A 20,852-nucleotide genomic window follows, 5' to 3' on the forward strand; every position below is an offset into this window, starting at 1 on the left:
CATGCGGTTCCGCCGGACCCGGGCGGACTCTCCCTCCGGGCTGGTCGCTCCCGTGCGCTCGGACCGGCGCACCAAGAACCTGACCAAGCGCCTGCGCCCCGGCGACATCGCGGTCATCGACCACGTCGACCTGGACCGCGTCAGCGCCGAGGCGCTGGTCGGGTGCGGGGTGTCGGCGGTCCTCAACGTCGCCCGGAGCATCTCGGGCCGCTATCCCAACCAGGGCCCGGAACTCATCACCCAGGCGGGCATCCCGCTGGTCGACGACGTCGACCCCGAGGTGTTCACCCGGGTCCGCGACGGCGAACCTCTGCGCCTGGAGGGCGGGGTGCTCTACCGGGGCGGGGAACCCGTCGCCAAGGGGACCGTGCAGACCCCCGAGACGGTCGCCGCCGCCATGGCCGAGGCCCGCGCCGGGCTGGCCACCCAGCTGGAGGCGTTCGCGGCCAACACCATGGCCTACCTCCAGCACGAGCGCGACCTGCTGCTGGACGGCATCGGCATCCCCGAGATCTCCACGGAGATGGAGGGCCGCCACGTCCTGATCGTCGTGCGCGGCTACCACTACCGGGAGGACATCGCCGCGCTGCGGCCCTACATCCGCGAGTTCCGGCCGGTGATCATCGCCGTGGACGGCGGGGCCGACGCGGTCATGGAGGGCGGCTACCGGCCCGACATCATCGTCGGGGACTTCGACTCGGTCTCGGACCGGGCACTGGCCAGCGGCGCCGAGCTGGTCGTGCACGCCTACCGGGACGGGCGGGCCCCCGGGCTCCAGCGCCTGACCGACCTGGGCTACCCGGCCGTGGTCTTCCCCGCGACCGGCACCAGCGAGGACGTGGCGATGATGCTCGCCGACGGTGCCGGGGCCTCCCTCATCGTGGCGGTGGGCACGCACGCCACCCTGGAGGAGTTCCTCGACAAGGGGCGGTCGGGGATGGCCAGCACCTTCCTCACCCGGCTCCGGGTGGGCGGCAAGCTCGTGGACGCCAAGGGCGTGAGCCGCCTGTACCGTTCGCGGATCTCCCCCTGGGCGCTGCTCGGGCTGGTCGCGGCCAGCCTGCTGACCATCGTGGTCGCCGCCTACAGCTCACCGGCCGGGCAGGTCTACCTCACGTTCCTCGCGGCGCGCTGGGACGCCTTCTCCTACTGGCTGACGGGGCTGTTCACGTGATCGATTTCCGCTACCACCTGGTGTCCATCATCGCGGTGTTCCTGGCGCTGACGGTGGGGCTCGTCCTGGGCACCACCATGCTCCAGGACCCGCTGCTCGACACGTTGCAGGACGAGACCGCCGAGCTGCGGGGCCAGACCGAGGACCTGCGCGCCGAGCGCGACGTCGCCGACCGGGTCAACGCCGGAGCCGACGAGCTCGCCGACGCCGCCGCCGGGGACCTGCTGGAGGACCGGCTGCGGGGCCTGGACGTGGTGCTGGTGCAGGCGCCGGGCGCCGACGCCGACACGGCGGCCTCGCTGGAGGACCGCGTGAAGGAGGCGGGCGGCTCGGTCTCCGGGCGGATCGAGGTCCGCTCGGAGTTCGTCGACCCGAGCAACACCGCGTTCGTCGACGAGCTGGCGCTCCAGGTCTCCGCCGACCCGGCATCCCTGGAGGGCGTGGGGACCTATGAGAAGGCGGGCACCGAGATCGGCCGGGCCCTGGCCCGCTCCTCCGAGCGCGACGGCGACGGGGAGGACCGGGAGGAAGGCGGCCGGAACGGCGGGCACGACCCGGCCGCCGCGCTGGAGACGTTCGTCGAGGGCGGGCTGATCTCGGTGCACGGGGAGCCCGCGGGCGGGACCGACGCGGTGGTGGTGGTCGCCCCGTCCTCGGCCGAGCAGGCCGGGCGCGAGGACCGGGAGGCCGAGAACACGGTGCTGGCGTCGTTCTCCTCGGCCCTGCACGACCGGGTCGAGGGGCTGGTGCTGGCGGGGGACGTGCCGTCCTCGCGCGGGGACGGGATGCTCGCCCGGGCCCGGGCCTCGGAGGCGGGTTTCGCGACCGTGGACATGGCGGGCCGCCCGATGGGCGACATCGTGGCGGTGCTGGCGCTGGCCGAGGACGTCGACGGCGACGGCGCCGCCTACGGGGTGGGCGAGGGGGTGCGCGGGTTCATGCCGGACCCGCTGCCCGAGCCCCGGGCGTCGGCCTCGCCTTCGCCGTCCCCGTCGCCGGACACCGACGAGGCCCGCAGGGCCGCCCGGGGGGAGGAGTGATGGACCCGTCCTTCCAGCGCCCGGGCGCCGGCCGCCGCCGGAACCCCGTCTCCGCGTCCGCCGTGCAGGGGCTGGTCGGCGCCGCGGTCGCGGCGGCGGCCGCCCGTACCGCCTACACCCTGCTCACCCGTGCCGCCGCCGACCGCGACGGCGCCGCGGAGTCCCCTCCGGCGGCGGAACCCGCTCCGGCCGCGGAGACCGCTCCGGCCGGGGGACCCGGCCCGGCCGCGTGGTGGCGGACCAACTTTCGGGGGCGGCGGGTGACCCTCCAGGAGGGTCCGGCCCTGGCCTCGGGTGTGTGCGCGGCGAGCCTGCTCACGCCCGGCCTGGACCCCCGGGTGCGGGCCGCGACGGCGCTGGCCGCCGCCGGGGCGGCCGCGTTCGGCGCCTACGACGACCTGGCCGGATCCGCCGACGCCCGCGGGCTGCGCGGCCACCTGGGCGCCCTGGCCCGGGGGCGGGTGACCACCGGGGCGGTGAAGATGGCGGGTATCGGCGCCACCGGCCTGGCCGCCGCCGCCCTGCTGCGCCGCGGCCCCCTCGACACCCTCGTGGACGGGGCGCTCATCGCCGCGGGCGCCAACCTGGTGAACCTCTTCGACCTGCGCCCGGGCCGCGCCGTCAAACTCGGCCTGCTGGCCGCCCTGCCCGGGCTGGCCTCCCCGGCGGCCCCGGTGCTGGCGCCCACCGTCGGCGCCTGCGCGGCCCTGCTCCCCGACGACCTCGCCGAGCGCTCCATGCTCGGCGACGCCGGAGCCAACGCCCTGGGCGCCGCCCTGGGCGCGGCGGCGGCCGCCCGCGCCCCCCGCCCGGTGCGGCTGGCGCTGCTGGGCGGGGTCGTGGCCCTGACCCTGGCCAGCGAGGTCACGAGTTTCTCCAGGGTCATCGACCGGGTGCCGCCGCTGCGGGCACTGGACCGCTGGGGGCGGTGCGCGTGAGGGGCCCGGGGTGTCCCGCCTCGCCGCCGGGGTGACGCAGGGGGTCGGCCGGGCCGCGCTGCTCATCGCGGCGGTCACCGTCGGCGCCCGGGTGGCGGGGTTCGGGCGCACGGTGGTCTTCTCCCAGACGGTGGGCGACACCTGCCTGGGCACGGCCTACATCACCGCCAACCAGCTGCCCGCGGTGCTGTTCGAGATCGTCATCGGCGGGGCGCTGACCGCGGTGGTGGTCCCGGTGCTGGCGGCCGCGGCCGGGCGGGGCGAGCGGGAGCAGGTGGAGCACACGGCGTCGGCGCTGCTGACCTGGGTGCTGCTGCTGTCGGTGCCGCTGGCCGGGCTGATCGCGCTGTCCGCCCCCTACGCGATGGCGCTGATGCTGGGAGCGGGCGCGGGCTGCGACCCCGGGGTGCTGGCCGCGCTGTCGGTGCGGATGCTGCTGGTGTTCGCCCCGCAGGTGGTGTTCTACGGGCTGGCGGCGGTGCTGTACGGGGTGCTGCAGGCGCACCGGCGGTTCCTGTCCCCGGCGGCGGCGCCGCTGGTGTCGAGCGTGGTGGTCATCTGCTCCTACCTGCTGTTCGTTCCGCTGGGCGGCGCTCACCGGCAGGACCCGGCCGGGCTGCCCCTGGGGGCGGAGCTGGTGCTGTCGCTGGGGACGACGGCCGGAGTGGTGGCCCTGTTCCTGACGGTGCTGGGCCCGGCGCTGCGGCTGGGGCTGCGCTGGCGTCCTCGGCTGGTCTTCCCGCCCGGTGTGGGCCGGCGGGTGCGGTCCCTCGCGGCGGCGTCCCTGGTGCCGCTGGTGGCGATGCAGGCGTGCCTGCTGCTGTCGGTGGCGCTGGCCAACCGCGGCGGCGGGGCGGGCGGATCGGTGCTGTACTCCTACGCGTGGGCGCTGTTCACCCTGCCCTACGGGGTGATCGCGGTCCCCATCGCCACCAGCGCCTTCACCGCGCTGGCGGTGGCGCACGCCGACCGCGACCGGGGCGCGTACGCGGAGCTGGTGGCGGGGCCCGCGCGGGCCACCGCGGTGCTGACCGCCGCGGTGGGCACCGCCCTGGCGGCCGCGGCGGCGCCGGTGGCCGAGGTGTTCGCCCGCAACGACCCGGTGGCGTTGGAACGGGCCCTGGCGGCCTACGCGCCCGGTGTGGTGGGGTTCGGACTGGTGGCGCTGTTCAGCCGGGCGCTGTACGCCTCCCACCACGGCAGGCCCGCGGCGGCCGCCCAGACCCTGGGCTGGCTGCTGGTGATGGCGTGCTCGGCGGTGTCGGTGGCGCTGGTGCCGCCCGGGTGGGCGATCGCCGCCCTGGGCTGGTCGACGACACTGGGACTGACGTGCGCGGCGCTGGCCTGCGCGGTGGCCGTGGGGCGGGTGCACGGCCCGGCGGCGCTGGCCGGGGCGGGGCGGTCGCTCGCGGCGGTGGCGGCGGGCGGTGCGCTGGGCTGGGCGGCGGGCCGGCCGGTGGCCTCGGCGCTGGCGGGCGGCGGGGTGTGGTCCTCGGCTGGGGCGGCCCTGGCGTCGGGTGTGCTGGCGGTGGTGGTGTTCGCCCTGGTGGCGGCCGTGGTGGACCGGCCGTCGGCGCGGGCGGCCCTGGATCGGGTCCGGAGCGTGTTCGAACGCAGGAGGGGGAGCCGGTGAACGGCAGGATCGCGTTGGTGCTGGGGACCAGTACCGGTGGGGCGGGCAGGCATGTGCGGTCCCTGGGCGAGGGGCTGGTGCGGCGGGGGTACCGGGTGGCGGTGGTCGGCCCGGCCTCGGCCGAGCGGGAGTTCGCGTTCACCGACGCCGGGATGCGGTTCGCGCCGGTGCGGATCGGGGCGGCCCCCTCGGTCGCCGATCCCGCGACGGTCCTGCGGCTGCGGTCGGTGCTCGGCGGCGCCGACGTGGTGCACGCCCACGGGATGCGGGCCGGCGCGCTGTGCGCCCTGGCGGGGGCACGCCCCCTGGTGGTGACGGCGCACAACGCCCCGCCGCCGGTGGACGGCCTGAAGGCGGCCGCCTACCCGGTGCTGGAGAGGATCGTGGCGCTGCGCGCCGACGTGGTGCTGGGGGTGTCGGGGGACCTGGTGCGGCGGCTGGAGCGGGTGGGGGCGCGCGACGCCCGTCCGGCGGTGGTGGCGGCGCCCGACACCGGCCCCCCGGTCAAGGGCCGGGAGGCGACCCGGTCGGACCTGGCGGTGCTGCCCGAGCGGCCGCTGCTGCTGACCATCGCCCGGCTGGCCGAGCAGAAGGGCCTGGACATGCTGCTGGAGGCGGCCCCGCGGATCGCCGCCCGGCACCCGGAGCCGGTCATCGCGATCGCGGGGGACGGGCCGCTGTGGGGGACCCTGCACGACACCGCCGCGGAGCTGGGGGCCGACGTGCGGATGCTGGGGCACCGCACGGACGTGGCCGACCTGCTGGCGGCCGCCGACGTGTTCTGCCTGACCAGCCAGTGGGAGGGGCCGTCGCTGGTGATCATGGAGGCGCTGCGGGCGGGGCTGCCGGTGGTGTCCACCCGCGTGGGCGGCATCCCGGACCTGTACTCGGGGACGGTGCTCATGGTGCCGCCGGGCGACCCGCAGGCGTTCGCGGCGGCGGTGGGGCGGGTGCTGGACGATCCGGCCCTCGCCGCGGACCTGCGGGCGCGGTCCGCCGCGGCGGCGCGGTCGCTGCCCGGCGAGGAGGACGCGGTGGCGGCGGCGTGCGCGGTGTACAAGTCGGTACTGGGGCGGTGACACGGGAAAAGCGGCACGGGAAAAGTCGGTGACGCGGGAAAAGGGAATGTCAGGGGCGTTTTGTGCCTTATATACCCGGATCCCCTGTTCGTTCGCCGGATATCCGCCAGGAGCGGATGATGTGTCCTGGGGGTCGTGCTACTTCGTCCTCCGCGCTACTTCTGCGGAGAGGGCGGATGTGGCATCGTGGTCACAGGCCGGGCGTGCACGGTCACATCGTGCGGCCGGTATCCTGGCCTGGCATGTGAGGGGAGTATCCCTGTCGCGGCGGTGTCGTCATCACGGAACACAAGGGCGTGTTCCCGGTACCGTCGGTTCGTCCTGGATTCCGAGGCGAGCGGGAGAGACCTCCGGCGGTTCGACGTGCGTGCAAACAGCCCGCGCGCACTGACCGGAGGAGTTAACGACAGTGAACGTACCCTTGTGGGTCTGGGTCGCCACGATCGGCGCCATGATCGCGATCCTGGTCATCGACCTCGCCATCGTGGACCACCCGTGGAGCAAGAAGAAGGGCCCCCAGGAGTTCGGGGTCAAGCAGGCGGCCTGGTGGGCCGCCTTCTACATCGGCATCGCCATCATCTTCGGCTTCGGTGTGTGGTACTACGGCGGTGCGACCGCCGGCGCGGAGTACTTCGCCGGGTTCGTCACCGAGAAGAGCCTGAGCGTCGACAACCTCTTCGTCTTCTACCTGCTGATGGGCTCCTTCGCGGTGCCCAAGAAGTACCAGCACGAGGTGCTGCTCATCGGCATCGTCATCGCGCTGATCATGCGCGGTATCTTCATCATCCTCGGCGCCCAGGTCATCAACGCCTGGAGCGAGGTCTTCTACCTGTTCGGCGCCTTCCTCATCTACACCGGGTACAAGATCGTCCGGGACCACATGAAGGGCGACGAGGAGGAGAAGGACTTCACCCAGACGCCGGTCGTGCGCCTGGTCAAGCGGTTCTGGCCGGTCACCGACGGCTACCACGGCGCGCACCTGACGGTGAAGCTCGACGGCAAGCGCCACATCACCCCGATGCTGCTGGTCATCCTGGCCATCGGCGTCATCGACCTGGTCTTCGCGGTCGACTCGATCCCGGCGATCTTCGGCCTCACCCAGGACGCCTACATCGTCTTCACCGCCAACGCGTTCGCCCTGCTGGGCCTGCGCCAGCTGTACTTCCTGCTGGCCGGCCTGATGGACCGCCTGTCCTACATCAGCTGGGGCCTGTCGGCGATCATGGTGTTCATCGGCATCAAGATGATTCTGCACGCGCTGCACGAGAACGGCGTGCACGTCCCGGAGATCAGCACCTCCCTGTCCCTGACGGTGATCATCGGCGTCATGGTGATCACGATCGTCGGCAGCCTGATCAAGTCCGCGGCCGACAAGCGCAACGCCCCTCCCGCCGTCGAGGAGGAGGGCGAGAGGGACTCCGCGGCCGACCGCTCCTGACGGCCGTCCCGCGCTCCCGCCCGGGGGCGGTCCCGTTCACCGGGACCGCCCCCGGTTCTTTTTCCCCGGGCCGCGCGAAAACCCGGACGTCGAACACACGTTCGTCTATAGTGGACCCCGTATCGGCGTCGGGGCATCAGGACACGGCACTTCTCCGTTGCGGAAGATTCCGTCGGCGGGGGTCGTTAGTCTTGACGGACGGGGAGGCCCACGCCCTCCCCACCCCCCTTCAGCGGCCCGGATCCGGGGCCGGGGCGGTCGTCCGGGGGACCCGACCGCCGAACACACGAACCGCGCACGGCAGGCCGACGCCCGACCGGTGCCCTGTGTGCCACAGCCGAAGGATGTCTGACTCGATGGTCGAACAACTGGTAGTCCGGGGTGCCCGGGAGCACAACCTCAAGGACGTGTCGCTGGACCTGCCCCGCGACGCCATGATCGTGTTCACCGGCCTGTCCGGTTCGGGCAAGTCCTCGCTGGCCTTCGACACGATCTTCGCCGAGGGGCAGCGCCGCTACGTCGAATCCCTGTCGGCGTACGCCCGCCAGTTCCTGGGCCAGATGGACAAGCCCGACGTGGACTTCATCGAGGGGCTGTCCCCGGCGGTGTCCATCGACCAGAAGTCCACCAGCCGCAACCCCCGCTCCACCGTCGGCACCATCACCGAGGTGTACGACTACCTGCGGCTGCTGTGGGCGCGCATCGGCGTCCCGCACTGCCCGCAGTGCCGCCGGGAGATCTCCCGGCAGAGCCCGCAGCAGATCGTGGACCGGGTGCTGGAGATGACCGAGGGCACCCGCTTCCAGGTGCTGGCCCCGGTGGTGCGCGGCCGCAAGGGCGAGTACCTCGAACTGTTCAAGGACCTGCAGTCCAAGGGGTACACCCGCGCGGTCGTGGACGGCCGGCCGGTGCGCCTGGACGAGGCGCCCAAGCTGGGCCGCTACGACAAGCACGACATCTCGGTGATCGTGGACCGGCTCTCCGTCAAGGAGTCCTCCCGCGGGCGGCTGACCGACTCGGTGGAGACCGCGCTCAAGCTGGCCGGCGGGACCATCGTGCTGGACTTCGTCGACCTGGCCGAGGACGACCCCGAGCGCGAGAAGGTCTTCTCCGAGCACCTGTACTGCCCCTACGACGACCTGTCCTTCGAGCAGCTGGAGCCGCGCTCCTTCTCCTTCAACGCCCCCTACGGCGCCTGCCCGGAGTGCTCGGGCCTGGGCACCCGCATGGAGGTCGACCCGGAGCTGATCGTCCCCGACCCGGCCAAGACCCTGGCCGAGGGCGCCCTGGCCCCCTGGTCGGGCGGCCCCAACGGCGGGTACTGGGAGCGGCTGCTCACCGCCCTGGGCGAGTCGGTCGGGTTCGTCCTGGACACCCCCTGGGAGAAGCTGCCCAAGCGCGCCCGCAAGGCGATCCTGGAGGGGCACGACACCCAGGTCCACGTCAGCTACCGCACCAAGTACAACCGCGAGCGGTCCTACTACACCGACTTCGAGGGCGTCGTCCCCTGGGTCAAGCGCCGCTACACCGAGACCGAGAGCGACTACGGCCGCGAGCGCCTCGAGGGCTACATGCGCAGCGTGCCCTGCCCCGCCTGCGAGGGGACCCGGCTCAAGCCGGTGGTGCTCGCGGTGACCGTGGGCGGGCGGTCCATCGCCGAGGTGGCGTCGATGTCGCTGGCCGAGAGCGCCCGCTTCCTGGCCGACCTGCGGCTGTCGGACCGCGACGCGGTCATCGCCGCCCAGGTCCTCAAGGAGATCAACGCCCGGCTGGGCTTCCTGCTGGACGTGGGCCTGGACTACCTCAGCCTGGCCCGCTCCTCCGGCTCGCTCTCGGGCGGCGAGGCCCAGCGCATCCGGCTGGCCACCCAGATCGGCTCGGGCCTGGTGGGCGTGCTCTACGTGCTGGACGAGCCCTCCATCGGCCTGCACCAGCGCGACAACGCCCGCCTGCTGGAGACCCTCCAGCGGCTGCGCGACATCGGCAACACGCTCATCGTCGTGGAACACGACGAGGACACCATCCGCGCCGCCGACTGGGTGGTCGACATCGGCCCGGGCGCGGGCGAGCACGGCGGCCACGTGGTGGTGTCGGGCATCGTGGACGAGCTGCTCACCAACGAGGCGTCGCTCACCGGCGACTACCTGTCCGGGCGCCGCTCCATCGACCTGCCGGCGGTGCGCCGCCCGCTCACCAAGGGGCACGAGCTGGTCGTCAAGGGCGCCCGCGAGAACAACCTGCGCGACATCGACGTGGCCTTCCCGCTGGGGGTGTTCACCGCCGTCACCGGGGTGTCGGGCTCGGGCAAGTCCACGCTGGTCAACGAGATCCTGTACAAGGCGCTGGCCAAGGAGCTCAACGGGGCGCGCGACGTCCCGGGCCGGCACGTGCGGGTCAACGGCCTGAACAAGGTCGACAAGGTCGTGCACGTGGACCAGAGCCCCATCGGGCGCACCCCGAGGTCCAACCCGGCCACCTACTCGGGGGTCTTCGACCACATCCGCAAGCTGTTCGCGCAGACCACCGACGCCAAGACGCGCGGCTACCAGCCGGGCCGGTTCTCGTTCAACGTCAAGGGCGGGCGCTGCGAGGCCTGCTCCGGCGACGGCACGCTCAAGATCGAGATGCAGTTCCTGCCGGACGTGTACGTGCCCTGCGAGGTGTGCCACGGCGCCCGCTACAACCGGGAGACGCTCCAGGTCAAGTACAAGGGCAGGAACATCGCCGAGGTCCTGGACATGCCGATCTCGGAGGCGCTGGAGTTCTTCGAGCCGGTCAACGCCATCCGCCGCCACCTGCAGACCCTCACCGACGTGGGGCTGGGGTACGTGCGCCTGGGCCAGCCCGCCACCACCCTGTCGGGCGGCGAGGCGCAGCGGGTCAAGCTCGCCGCCGAGCTGCAGCGCCGCTCCACCGGCCGCACCGTGTACGTGCTGGACGAGCCCACCACGGGCCTGCACTTCGAGGACATCCGCAAGCTGCTGGGGGTGCTCAACCGGCTCACCGACTCCGGCAACACGGTGATCGTCATCGAGCACAACCTGGACGTCATCAAGACCGCCGACCACATCATCGACATGGGCCCCGAGGGCGGCTCCGGCGGCGGCACCCTGGTCGCCCAGGGCACCCCCGAGGAGGTCGCGGCGGTCGCCGAGTCCTACACCGGGCGGTTCCTCGCCAAGCTGCTCTGAGCCGCACCCGCGGGTGCGCGGCCCGTCCCCGGGCCCTTCCTCCGGGGGCGGGCCGCCGTCGTCCCCGGCCGGGGGGCTTTGGCGGGGCCCGGGGCGAAGCACTCCGGACCGCCTACTACAGTGCGTCGTAGGTTTGGACGCGCAGGTGAGGAGCGGTTCGTCGTGGCGGTCGAGAAGACGTGCGGATGCGGGGTGAGCAGGCGGCGCCTGCTCGGGACGGCCGGGGCGGTCGCGGCCGTCGGGGCCGTCACCGCGGTGAGCGCCTGCGGCGGGGAGCCCCCCAAGCCGCAGGACGCCCGGCGGGGCCAGGTGGTCGGCCAGACCACCGACGTCCCCGAGGGCGGCGGCGCCGTCTTCAGCCACAGCAAGCTGGTGGTCACCCAGCCCGAGGCCGGTGACTACCGGGCCTTCGCCGCCTCCTGCACCCACGGCGGCTGCACCGTCCAGCAGGTGGAGGACGGCGTCATCCGCTGCCTGTGCCACGGCAGCGAGTTCGACTACGCCACCGGCGAGGTCGTGACGGGCCCCGCGCAGGTGGCCCTGGAGGAGTTCACGGTCACCGTCGACGGCACCGACATCATCCTGGACTGAGCGCCGCGGCGCCCAACGCGGAACGCCCGGGACCGACACGGTCCCGGGCGTTCCGCACGTTCACACAAGGGGTCAGGCGTCCTCGGGGACTTCCTCCCGGCTGCCCGGGGCGTCGCGCTCCGCGCGCCGGATCGCGGCGGAGGCGGCCGCGGCGCGGAAGGCGTCCTCGTCCTCGGCGGCCACGACCTCGGTGCGGTTGCGCGGCAGCGACTGCGGGTAGTGCTCGACCAGCCAGCCGATGAGGTGCTCGCGGATCTCGCAGGCGATGTTCCACTGGTCGCCGGTGTTGGCGGCGGTCGCCACGACGCGCACCATCACCTCGCCGTTCTCGGTGATGTCCACCACCTGGCAGGACCAGCTGCGCCCGTCCCAGTACTCGCTGGCGGTGATGAGGCGGCCCGCCTCCTCGCGCAGCTCGGCGATCGGGACCTCCCAGTCCAGCGGCATCATCACCTTGGCGGTGATCGCCGTGCCCGACTTGGTCCAGTTCTCGAAGCTGGTCGTGGTGAAGTTCGCGACCGGGACCACCAGCCGGCGCTCGTCCCAGATCTTGATGGTGACGTTGACCAGGGACAGCTCCTCGACCCGGCCCCACTCGCCCTCGACCACGACGACGTCGCCGATGCGCAGGGCGTCGCTGAACGCCAGCTGCAATCCGGCGAACAGGTTGCCCAGGGTGGACTGGGCGGCCACACCGGCGACGATGCCGATGATGCCCGCGGAGGCCAGCAGCCCGGCGCCCAGCGCCTGCACCTGCGGGAAGGTGAACAGGATCGCGGAGACCGCCACGACCACGATGATCGAGGTGACGACCCGGCGCAGCAGCCGCACCTGCGTCTGCAGGCGGCGCGCCTTGCGGTCGGCGTCCCCGTTGGCGTGGGACAGGCGGGCCAGGATGGTGTCGGTGACGGCGTAGGCGAGGCTGATGCCCAGGGCGGTCAGCGACCCGATCATCAGGATCACCATGCCGTGCCGGAGCGTGCCGTAGGTGGACCAGCCCACGTCGGTGATGCTGGGCATGCCCAGGTTGGCGCCCACCACCGCGCCCGCCGCGTACCCGGAGTAGCGGGTCCTGATCACCAGGAAGTTCGCGATGCTCCACATCTTGGCGAGCTTGTGCTTGAGCACCCAGCGCGCGGCGAACACCAGTGCCAGGGAGATGGCCACGGCGATGCCGAGGGCGATCCAGGCCCAATATTCGTCGATGTCCACGACGCGAGGCCCCCTTGTCGTTCATGTCGGAAAGGGTCGATCTACCCGCCCAACCTAGAGCATGCGGATACCCGATCGTGACGTTCGGGCGACCTGATCGTGGTGCTCGTGACGCGGCTCTCGTCCCCGGCGGGGGACGCCCGGGGCGCGAGTGGCCGGATGTCACCGCCGCACACCAGAATGGGGGCATGCCTGCGACACCTCACCTGCGTCCCGCGCCCGGCTCCATCCCGACCTCCCCGGGGGTCTACCGCTTCCGGGACGGTGCGGGCCGGGTCATCTACGTCGGCAAGGCCAAGAACCTGCGCTCGCGGCTGTCGTCGTACTTCCGGGACTTCGCGGGGCTGCACCCGCGCACCCAGCAGATGGTCTCCACCGCCGCCGACGTGGACTGGACGATCGTGGGCACCGAGGTGGAGGCGCTCCAGCTGGAGTACTCCTGGATCAAGGAGTACGACCCGCGGTTCAACGTCAAGTACCGCGACGACAAGAGCTACCCCTACCTGGCGGTGACCCTCGACGAGGAGTTCCCGCGCGTCCAGGTGATGCGCGGGGCCAAGCGCAAGGGGGTGCGCTACTTCGGCCCGTACTCGCACGCCTGGGCGATCCGCGAGACCGTGGACCTGCTGCTGCGGGTGTTCCCGGTGCGGACCTGCTCGGCGGGGGTGTTCCGGGGGGCCCGCACCAGCGGCCGCCCCTGCCTGCTGGGGTACATCGGCAAGTGCACGGCGCCGTGCACCGGGAAGATCTCCCCGGAGGACCACCGCGCCCTGGCCGACGACTTCTGCTCCTTCCTGGCCGGGGACACCGGCCGCTTCATCCGCCGCCTGGAGGGCGAGATGAGGGCCGCGGCCCAGGAGATGGAGTACGAGCGGGCGGCCCGGCTGCGCGACGACATCGAGGCCCTGCGCGCCGCGCTGGAGAAGCAGGCGGTGGTGCTGCCCGACTCCACCGACTGCGACGTGATCGCCCTGGCCGACGACCAGCTGGAGGCGGCCGTGCAGATCTTCCACGTGCGCGGCGGGCGCATCCGCGGCCAGCGCGGCTACGTGGTGGACAAGGTGGACGACGCGGGCCCCGCCGAGCTGATGGCGACGTTCCTGGGCCAGCTGTACGGCTCCGCCGAGGGCACCGAGGAGGGCGAGGGGACCGGCACCGCGGTTCCGCGCGAGGTGCTGGTCTCCCACGAGCCTGCCGACCCTGAGGCGGTGGCCGGCTGGCTGGCCGGGCACCGGGGCGCCAACGTGGACCTGCGGGTCCCCCGGCGCGGGGACAAGCGGGCGCTGATGGAGACCGTGGAGAAGAACGCCGCGGAGGCGCTGGCCCGGCACAAGACCCACCGGGCCGGGGACCTGAGCACCCGGAGCCGCGCCCTCAACGAGCTCCAGGAGGCACTGGAGCTCCAGGAGGCGCCGCTGCGCATCGAGTGCTTCGACATCTCCAACCTCCAGGGCGAGCACGTGGTCGCGTCCATGGTGGTGTTCGAGGACGGCCTGGCCCGCAAGTCCGAGTACCGGCGCTTCTCGGTGCGCGGCAGCGGCGAGGGCGGCGCCGAGCAGCACGACGTCGCGGCGATGTACGAGGTGGTCAAGCGCCGGTTCCGGCGCTACCTGGAGGAGAGCGCCCGCAGCGGCGAGGTCGCCCGGATGGGGGAGACCGGCGGCGACTCCGCCGCACAGGACGGTCACGTGATCGACGACGAGCCGAAACCCGGGAAGTTCGCCTACCCCCCTAACCTGGTGGTGGTGGACGGGGCGCGCCCCCAGGCGCAGGCCGCGCGCCGTGCCCTGGACGAGCTGGGCATCGACGACATCGCCGTCTGCGGTCTGGCCAAGCGCTTGGAGGAGGTGTGGTTGCCCGACGACGAGGACCCGGTCATCCTGCCGCGCACCAGCGAGGGCCTGTACCTGCTGCAGCGGGTGCGCGACGAGGCGCACCGGTTCGCCATCGCCTACCACCGCCAGAAGCGGGCCAAGGCGCTCACCGGGAGCGCCCTGGACGAGCTGCCCGGCCTGGGCCCGGCCCGCCGCACCGCCCTGATCAAGGCATTCGGTTCGGTCAAGCGGCTGGCGGGGGCCACGGTCGAGGAGATCGCCGCGGTGCCGGGCATCGGGCCCAAGCTGGCCGAGTCCGTGCACGCGCACCTTTCCGGGAGCCCTGCGGGACGGGAGACCGACGGGGCACCGGTACCGAACAGCACTGACGGGGGAGGAGACACATGACGGTCGAACTGGGCGGGGAGCTGCCGCCCGAGGTGGTCATCGTCACCGGGATGTCCGGTGCGGGCCGGAGCACGGCGGCCAGGGCGCTGGAGGACCTGGACTGGTTCGTGGTGGACAATCTGCCGCCGGGCCTGCTGCCGACGATGATCGAGCTGGCGGGGCGCACCCACGGCGCGGTGCCGCGGGTGGCGGTGGTCGTGGACGTGCGGTCGCTGGCGTTCACCGAGGACCTGCTGTCCACGGTGGAGGAGCTGCGCAAGCGCGACATCACGGCGCGGGTGCTGTACCTGGAGGCGGGCGACGACGCCCTGGTGCGCCGGTTCGAGGGCGTGCGCAGGCCCCACCCCCTGCAGGGCGACGGCCGGCTGACCGACGGCATCGCCCGCGAGCGCGAGACCCTGCGCGCCGTCCGCGGCGAGGCCGACCTGGTCATCGACACCTCCCAGCTCAACGTGCACCAGCTCAAGGCGCGGGTGATCGGGTTCTTCGGGGAGAGCGACGAGGCGCGTCCGCGCGCCAACGTGGTCTCCTTCGGGTTCAAGCACGGGCTGCCGGTGGACGCCGACCTGGTGCTGGACTGCCGGTTCCTGCCCAACCCCCACTGGATCCCGGAGCTGCGGCCGATGAACGGCCGCGACGAGCCGGTGCGCGACTACGTGCTGTCCCAGGACGGGGCCAAGGAGATGCTGGAGGCCTACAGCGAGGTCCTCAAGCTCACCATCGAGGGCTACCAGCGCGAGGGCAAGCACTACATGACGCTGGCGGTGGGCTGTACGGGCGGCAAGCACCGCAGCGTGGCCATGGCCGAGCAGTTCGCGGAGCGGCTGCGCACCCAGGGCGTGGAGGTCCACGTGGTGCACCGGGACGTGGGACGGGAGTGAGCGGGGGCCGGGTCAACCGAATCGCCAAGCGGGCCGTCTTCCCTTACATTGACTCGGTCACCGTCGGTGCCGATACCCCGCGGGGCGGGGGCTCCGGCGGTTCGGGGACGTCGGGCGCGTCCGCCGTCCTCGGCGGGGCGGCCCGTCGCTGCACACGGGTACGAGGGGCAGGCCACGACCATGGCGAACAGCACCGCACCGGACGGGGACGGAACACGTCCGCCCCGGGTGGTCGCGTTGGGCGGCGGGCACGGCCTGTACTCGTCCCTGTCGGCCCTGAGGCGGGTGACCACCGACGTGACCGCGGTGGTGACGGTCGCCGACGACGGCGGCTCCAGCGGGCGGCTGCGCCGCGAGCTGGGGGTGCTGCCCCCGGGAGACCTGCGGATGGCGCTGGCCGCGCTGTGCGGTGACGACGAGTGGGGCCACACCTGGAGCAACGTGATCCAGCACCGGTTCCGCTCCGAGGGCGAGCTGCACGGCCACGCCGTGGGCAACCTGCTGATCGTGGCGCTGTGGGAGCTGCTGGGCGACTCCGTGGCCGGGCTGGACTGGGTGGGCCAGCTGCTGGGCGCCCACGGCCGGGTGCTGCCGATGTCGTCGGTGCCGCTGGACATCTCCGCCGAGGTGGTGGGCGCCGACGCCGGGCGCCCCGACGAGGTGACGACGATCCGTGGCCAGGTGGCGTGCGCGAGCACCGGCGGCCGGGTGCGCTCCGTCTCGCTGATCCCGGCGGAGCCCCCGGCGGAGCCGCAGGCCGTCAAGGCGGTGCGCGAGGCGGACTGGGTGGTGTTCGGCCCCGGGTCGTGGTTCACCAGCGTGCTGCCGCACCTGCTGGTGCCGGACCTGGCGCACGCCCTGGTCACCACGCGGGCCCGGCGGGTGGTGGCGCTCAACCTGTCCCCGCAGCGGGGGGAGACCGACGACTTCCGGCCCGAGACCTACCTGGAGGTGCTGCGCGAGCACGCCCCGAAGCTGGGCGTGGACGTGGTGCTGGCCGACCGGGGGACGGTGGAGGAGGCCGAGCCGCTGGCCGCGGCCGCGCGGGACCTGGGCGGGCGGTTGGAGCTGGCCGACCTGGCGATGGGCGACGGCAGCCCCCGGCACGACCCGGAGCTGCTGGCGCGGGCCTTCGAGCGGATCCTGAACGACTGACGGGTTCCCCCTGGCGGCCCCCGGGGAACACCGCCGCCATGGGCTACGACATCACCGTGGAACGGGTCTACGACGAGGTGCGCGGGGACCGGCCGCCGGGTGCGCTGTTCCTGGTCGACCGGCTCTGGCCGCGCGGGGTCCGCAAGAGCGCGCTGGAGGGCGTGCCGTGGGTCAAGGAGGCGGGTCCCAGCTCGGAGCTGCGCACCTGGTTCGGCCACGACCCGGCCAGGTTCGAGGAGTTCGCCCGCCGCTACCGGGCGGAGCTGGCCGACCGGCCCCGGGCGCTGGAGCCGATCCTGGAGGCCGCGCGGCGGGGGCCGGTGACGCTGCTGTACTCGGCGCGCGATGAGGAGCACAATCAGGCGGTGGTGCTGCGCGACCACCTGCTGGAGCTGTTGTCATCGCAGGTCGGGGGCAATTGACCGCACACCGCCACGAACCCCGTGCCCCGCGGCGCAGACGGCGCCGTCGTGGGGGCAACACGCCGTTCAAGGGTCGGCACCGGGCGTCTCGTAACGTAGTCTCCTCGGAGAAAGTCGCTCGTGGCGGGGCCGCGGCGGCATCGCCGGTGTACGGGCGCGCGGCACCGGTCAAGGTCGTTTCAAGGGGAGGATCGCAGCGATGGCGATGACCGGCGTGGTGAAGGATGAACTGAGCCGTCTGGCCATTCTGAAGCCATGCTGCCGCAAGGCGGAGGTGTCCACCATCCTGCGGTTCACCGGGGGCCTGCACCTGGTGGGCGGCCGGATCGTGATCGAGGCCGAGCTGGACACCGGTGCCGCCGCGCGCCGCCTGCGCAAGGACATCTCCGAGGTGTTCGGACACGAGTCCGAGGTGGTCGTGCTCTCCCCGAGCGGCCTGCGCAAGGGCAACCGGTACGTGGTGCGGGTGATCAAGGAGGGCGAGTCGCTGGCCCGGCAGACGGGGCTGGTCGACAACAACGGGCGCCCGGTGCGCGGCCTGCCCCGGCACGTGGTGGCGGGCGGGGCCTGCGACGCCGAGTCGGCGTGGCGGGGCGCCTTCATCGCGCACGGCTCTCTCACCGAGCCCGGCCGGTCGATGTCGCTGGAGGTGACCTGCCCGGGCCCGGAGGCGGCGCTGGCGCTGGTCGGCGCGGCGCGTCGGCTGAAGGTGCACGCCAAGGCGCGCGAGGTGCGCGGGGTGGACCGCGTGGTGGTCCGCGACGGCGACTCCATCGGCGCGCTGCTGACCCTGCTGGGCGCCCACCAGAGTGTTCTGGCCTGGGAGGAGCGCCGGATGCGCCGGGAGGTGCGGGCGACCGCGAACCGGCTGGCGAACTTCGACGACGCGAACCTGCGGCGCAGCGCCCGGGCGGCCGTGGCGGCCGGGGCGCGGGTGGAGCGGGCGCTGGAGATCCTGGGCGAGGACGCCCCCGAGCACCTGGTGGCGGCGGGCAAGCTGCGCCTGGCGCACAAGCAGGCGTCCCTGGAGGAGCTGGGCCAGCTGTCGGTGCCGCCGCTGACCAAGGACGCCATCGCCGGGCGCATCCGCAGGCTGCTGGCCATGGCCGACAAGCGTGCGGCCGACCTGGGCATCGAGGGGACCGAGGCGAACCTCACTCCGGACATGCTGGTGCCCTGACCTGGGGCGCCGCCGTCCGGGCCGCAGCGCGCGCGTAACACCGATGTTCGGCTTTGTTAACTGCGAGAACTCGCCGATAACTTCGGCAAATGGTATAGACCTCTTCGCTTTGCGGTGCCAGGATGGTCGCGAATCCACGAGCCGTTCGGAGCGCGGTCGGCATGGGTCGGTAACCGACCCCCGCACGTCCTCCGCTAGGCTCTTTGTGAACACCCGATGCGGCGTAACACCTGTTCACAGCCGTCCGTGCGGAGTACACCGCGGTCCGGACGCGAGCCGGTCGGCAATGCGCGGGTGTAAATGAAGTGCGATATATGAGGGGATTGGTTCCGTGACCATCCGTGTAGGCGTCAACGGCTTCGGCCGGATCGGCCGCAATTTCTGGCGTGCGGTCGCAGCGGGCGGCGGCGACATCGAAATCGTCGCGGTCAACGACCTCACCGACACCAAGACGCTCGCGCACCTGCTCAAGTACGACACCGTGCTCGGCACCCTCGCGGGCGACGTCGAGGTGGGCGAGGACTTCATCCGCGTCGGCGACAAGAACATCAAGGTCCTGGCCGAGCGCGACCCGGCCCTGCTGCCCTGGGGCGAGCTGAACGTCGACGTCGTCATCGAGTCGACCGGCCGCTTCACCAAGGCCGAGGACGCCAAGAAGCACCTGGCCGCCGGCGCCAAGAAGGTCATCATCTCCGCCCCGGCCAAGGGCGAGGACCTCACCGTCGTCATGGGCGTCAACGACGACAAGTACGACCCGGCCGCCCACCACGTCATCTCCAACGCCTCCTGCACCACCAACTGCGTGGCGCCGATGGCGAAGGTGCTGCTCGACGCCTTCGGCATCGAGCAGGGCCTGATGACCACGGTGCACGCGTACACCAACGACCAGGTCATCCTGGACTTCCCGCACTCGGACCTGCGCCGCGCCCGCGCCGCCGCGCAGAACATCATCCCGACCACGACCGGTGCCGCCAAGGCCACCGCCCTGGTCATCCCCGAGCTCAAGGGCAAGCTGGACGGCATGGCCATGCGCGTCCCGGTGCCGGACGGCTCGGTCACCGACCTCGTCGTCACCCTGACCCGCGAGGTCACCAAGGAAGAGGTCAACGCCGCGTTCAAGGCCGCCGCCGAGGGGCCGCTCAAGGACGTGCTGGTCTACACCGAGGACGCGATCGTCTCCTCCGACATCGTCGGCACCTCGCCCTCCTGCACCTTCGACTCCAGCCTGACCATGGCCTTCGGCAAGCAGGTCAAGATCGTCGGCTGGTACGACAACGAGTGGGGCTACTCCAACCGCCTGGTCGACCTGGCCAAGCTGGTCGGCTCCGGTCTGTAGGACGCCCCGGCCCCCGCGGCCTCCGGCGCGTGACACGGCACCCCTCCGCCCGCACTGCGCGCGGAGGGGTGCCGTCGTGAGCGCGCCCCTTTCCGGCCCCTGCGACCAGGGGCGGCAAGACCCGATATTCGTCACGAGGAGACCAGCATGCGGACGATCGACGACCTCGACGTCTCCGGCAAGCGCGTGTTCGTCCGGGCCGACCTGAACGTGCCCCTGGACGGCGAGCGGATCACCGACGACGGGCGCATCCGTGCGGCCCTGCCGACCATCGAAGCGCTCCGCGAGCGCGGCGCCCGCGTCATCGTCGCCGCCCACCTGGGCCGCCCCAAGGGCGCCCCGGACCCCCGCTACTCCCTGCGCCCGGTGGCGGCCCGCCTGGGCGAGCTGCTCGGCACCGAGGTGGCCTTCGCCGCCGACACCGCCGGCGAGTCCGCCCGCGCCGTCTGCGACGGGCTGGCCGACGGCGGGGTGGCGCTGCTGGAGAACGTGCGCTTCGAGCCCGGCGAGACCAGCAAGGACGACGCCGAGCGCGGAGAGCTGGCCGACCGGTTCGCGCAGCTCGCCGACCTGTACGTGGGCGACGCGTTCGGCGCGGTGCACCGCAGGCACGCCAGCGTGTACGACCTGCCCGGCAGGCTCCCGCACGCCGTCGGCGGCCTGGTCCTGACCGAGGTCGAGGTCCTCAAGAAGCTCACCACCGACCCGCAGCGCCCCTACGCCGTGGTCCTGGGCGGCTCCAAGGTCTCCGACAAGCTCGGCGTCATCGACAACCTGCTCGGCACCGCCGACCGCATCCTCATCGGCGGCGGCATGGTGTTCACCTTCCTGCGGGCCCAGGGCCACGAGGTCGGCACCAGCCTGCTGGAGGCCGACCAGCTCGACACCGTCCGGGGCTACCTGGAGCGGGCCGAGCGCGAGGGCGTGGAGATCGTCCTGCCGGTGGACGTGGTGGCCGCCGAGAAGTTCGCCGCCGACGCCGCGCACGCCGACGTGGACGTGGACGCCATCCCGGCCGACCGGATGGGCCTGGACATCGGCCCCCGCAGCCGCGCCCTGTTCGCGGAGAAGCTCGCCGACGCCAGGACCGTGTTCTGGAACGGCCCCATGGGCGTGTTCGAGATGGAGCCCTACGCCGGGGGCACCCGCGCCCTGGCCCAGGCCCTCATCGACTCCGACGCCTTCACCGTGGTCGGCGGCGGCGACTCGGCCGCGGCCGTGCGCGCCCTCGGCTTCGACGAGGCGGCCTTCGGCCACATCTCCACCGGCGGCGGTGCCAGCCTGGAGTACCTGGAGGGCAAGGACCTGCCCGGCATCGACGCCCTGCGCTGACGCGAACCCCCGAGACTTTCCGAGGAAG

The 20,852-nt window shown here is 72.8% G+C and carries 16 protein-coding genes; 15 read left to right on the forward strand and 1 reads right to left on the reverse strand.

The features are described from left to right. Position 1 precedes the first annotated feature (1 nt). The 8 genes from steA to K1J57_RS19565 all read left to right on the forward strand — a co-directional run bounded on the left by steA (position 2) and on the right by K1J57_RS19565 (position 11,084). Entirely contained in the window at positions 2-1,174 is a 1,173-nt protein-coding gene (steA, locus tag K1J57_RS19530; protein WP_220565654.1) for a putative cytokinetic ring protein SteA, read from the forward strand. Next, on the forward strand, positions 1,171-2,214 hold the full coding sequence (locus tag K1J57_RS19535) for a copper transporter (RefSeq protein WP_220560005.1): 1,044 nt from the start codon (positions 1,171-1,173) through the stop codon (positions 2,212-2,214). The genes steA and K1J57_RS19535 overlap by 4 nt, the downstream gene beginning before the upstream one ends. After that, positions 2,214-3,152: a hypothetical protein gene (locus K1J57_RS19540; protein ID WP_220560006.1), complete on the forward strand. Its 939-nt coding sequence runs from the start codon at positions 2,214-2,216 to the stop codon at positions 3,150-3,152. The genes K1J57_RS19535 and K1J57_RS19540 overlap by 1 nt, the downstream gene beginning before the upstream one ends. A gap of 10 nt (positions 3,153-3,162) precedes the next feature. Next, positions 3,163-4,785: a murein biosynthesis integral membrane protein MurJ gene (gene murJ, locus K1J57_RS19545; protein ID WP_220560007.1), complete on the forward strand. Its 1,623-nt coding sequence runs from the start codon at positions 3,163-3,165 to the stop codon at positions 4,783-4,785. Continuing rightward, positions 4,782-5,864, forward strand: coding sequence for a glycosyltransferase family 4 protein (locus tag K1J57_RS19550; RefSeq protein WP_220560008.1), 1,083 nt, complete (start codon positions 4,782-4,784; stop codon positions 5,862-5,864). The genes murJ and K1J57_RS19550 overlap by 4 nt, the downstream gene beginning before the upstream one ends. A 409-nt stretch (positions 5,865-6,273) precedes the next feature. After that, on the forward strand, positions 6,274-7,302 hold the full coding sequence (locus K1J57_RS19555) for a TerC family protein (RefSeq protein WP_220560009.1): 1,029 nt from the start codon (positions 6,274-6,276) through the stop codon (positions 7,300-7,302). A gap of 356 nt (positions 7,303-7,658) precedes the next feature. Then, positions 7,659-10,493, forward strand: a complete 2,835-nt coding sequence (gene uvrA, locus K1J57_RS19560) for an excinuclease ABC subunit UvrA (RefSeq protein ID WP_220560010.1) — start codon at positions 7,659-7,661, stop codon at positions 10,491-10,493. Positions 10,494-10,685: 192 nt separating this feature from the next. Further along, the gene (locus K1J57_RS19565; RefSeq protein ID WP_220565655.1) at positions 10,686-11,084 is read left to right on the forward strand and encodes a Rieske (2Fe-2S) protein; all 399 of its coding nucleotides are present in this window, start codon (positions 10,686-10,688) and stop codon (positions 11,082-11,084) included. 72 nt (positions 11,085-11,156) lie between these two features. Here the strand turns inward: K1J57_RS19565 and K1J57_RS19570 are convergent, their stop codons facing one another. Then, on the reverse strand, positions 11,157-12,296 hold the full coding sequence (locus tag K1J57_RS19570; protein WP_255646435.1) for a mechanosensitive ion channel family protein: 1,140 nt from the start codon (positions 12,294-12,296) through the stop codon (positions 11,157-11,159). A gap of 188 nt (positions 12,297-12,484) precedes the next feature. Here K1J57_RS19570 and uvrC point away from each other — a divergent pair, with 188 nt between their 5' ends. The 7 genes from uvrC to pgk all read left to right on the forward strand — a co-directional run bounded on the left by uvrC (position 12,485) and on the right by pgk (position 20,824). After that, positions 12,485-14,518 (forward strand): excinuclease ABC subunit UvrC, encoded by a 2,034-nt coding sequence (gene uvrC / locus K1J57_RS19575; protein WP_220560011.1) that lies wholly within the window; start codon positions 12,485-12,487, stop codon positions 14,516-14,518. Next, on the forward strand, positions 14,515-15,399 hold the full coding sequence (gene rapZ, locus K1J57_RS19580) for an RNase adapter RapZ (RefSeq protein ID WP_220560012.1): 885 nt from the start codon (positions 14,515-14,517) through the stop codon (positions 15,397-15,399). Before uvrC ends, rapZ begins: the two co-directional genes overlap by 4 nt. 180 nt (positions 15,400-15,579) lie before the next feature. Further along, a complete protein-coding gene (gene yvcK, locus K1J57_RS19585; RefSeq protein ID WP_220560014.1) occupies positions 15,580-16,554 on the forward strand; it encodes a uridine diphosphate-N-acetylglucosamine-binding protein YvcK in 975 nt (324 codons plus the stop codon). A gap of 38 nt (positions 16,555-16,592) precedes the next feature. Next, positions 16,593-16,976, forward strand: coding sequence for a DUF488 domain-containing protein (locus K1J57_RS19590; protein WP_220560015.1), 384 nt, complete (start codon positions 16,593-16,595; stop codon positions 16,974-16,976). 199 nt (positions 16,977-17,175) lie between these two features. Further along, a complete protein-coding gene (whiA, locus tag K1J57_RS19595) occupies positions 17,176-18,156 on the forward strand; it encodes a DNA-binding protein WhiA (protein WP_220560016.1) in 981 nt (326 codons plus the stop codon). A 331-nt stretch (positions 18,157-18,487) separates the two neighbouring features. Next, positions 18,488-19,492 carry a type I glyceraldehyde-3-phosphate dehydrogenase gene (gene gap, locus K1J57_RS19600; RefSeq protein ID WP_220560017.1) on the forward strand — a complete coding sequence of 335 codons (1,005 nt, stop codon included), beginning with the start codon at positions 18,488-18,490 and terminating at the stop codon, positions 19,490-19,492. Positions 19,493-19,639: 147 nt separating this feature from the next. Then, the gene (gene pgk / locus K1J57_RS19605; protein WP_220560018.1) at positions 19,640-20,824 is read left to right on the forward strand and encodes a phosphoglycerate kinase; all 1,185 of its coding nucleotides are present in this window, start codon (positions 19,640-19,642) and stop codon (positions 20,822-20,824) included. The last annotated feature ends 28 nt before the right edge of the window (positions 20,825-20,852 follow it).

The organism is Nocardiopsis sp. MT53, from assembly GCF_019598965.1.
GTDB lineage: Bacteria > Actinomycetota > Actinomycetes > Streptosporangiales > Streptosporangiaceae > Nocardiopsis > Nocardiopsis changdeensis.

What these genes read in the sequence shown, in the direction of transcription:
- rapZ (WP_220560012.1), top strand. Translation starts at nt 14,515, where the DNA reads ATGACGGTCGAACTGGGCGGGGAGCTGCCGCCCGAGGTGGTCATCGTC.
- uvrC (WP_220560011.1), top strand. Translation starts at nt 12,485, where the DNA reads ATGCCTGCGACACCTCACCTGCGTCCCGCGCCCGGCTCCATCCCGACC.
- whiA (WP_220560016.1), top strand. Translation starts at nt 17,176, where the DNA reads ATGGCGATGACCGGCGTGGTGAAGGATGAACTGAGCCGTCTGGCCATT.
- K1J57_RS19590 (WP_220560015.1), top strand. Translation starts at nt 16,593, where the DNA reads ATGGGCTACGACATCACCGTGGAACGGGTCTACGACGAGGTGCGCGGG.
- K1J57_RS19540 (WP_220560006.1), top strand. Translation starts at nt 2,214, where the DNA reads ATGGACCCGTCCTTCCAGCGCCCGGGCGCCGGCCGCCGCCGGAACCCC.
- steA (WP_220565654.1), top strand. Translation starts at nt 2, where the DNA reads ATGCGGTTCCGCCGGACCCGGGCGGACTCTCCCTCCGGGCTGGTCGCT.
- pgk (WP_220560018.1), top strand. Translation starts at nt 19,640, where the DNA reads ATGCGGACGATCGACGACCTCGACGTCTCCGGCAAGCGCGTGTTCGTC.
- uvrA (WP_220560010.1), top strand. Translation starts at nt 7,659, where the DNA reads ATGGTCGAACAACTGGTAGTCCGGGGTGCCCGGGAGCACAACCTCAAG.
- yvcK (WP_220560014.1), top strand. Translation starts at nt 15,580, where the DNA reads ATGGCGAACAGCACCGCACCGGACGGGGACGGAACACGTCCGCCCCGG.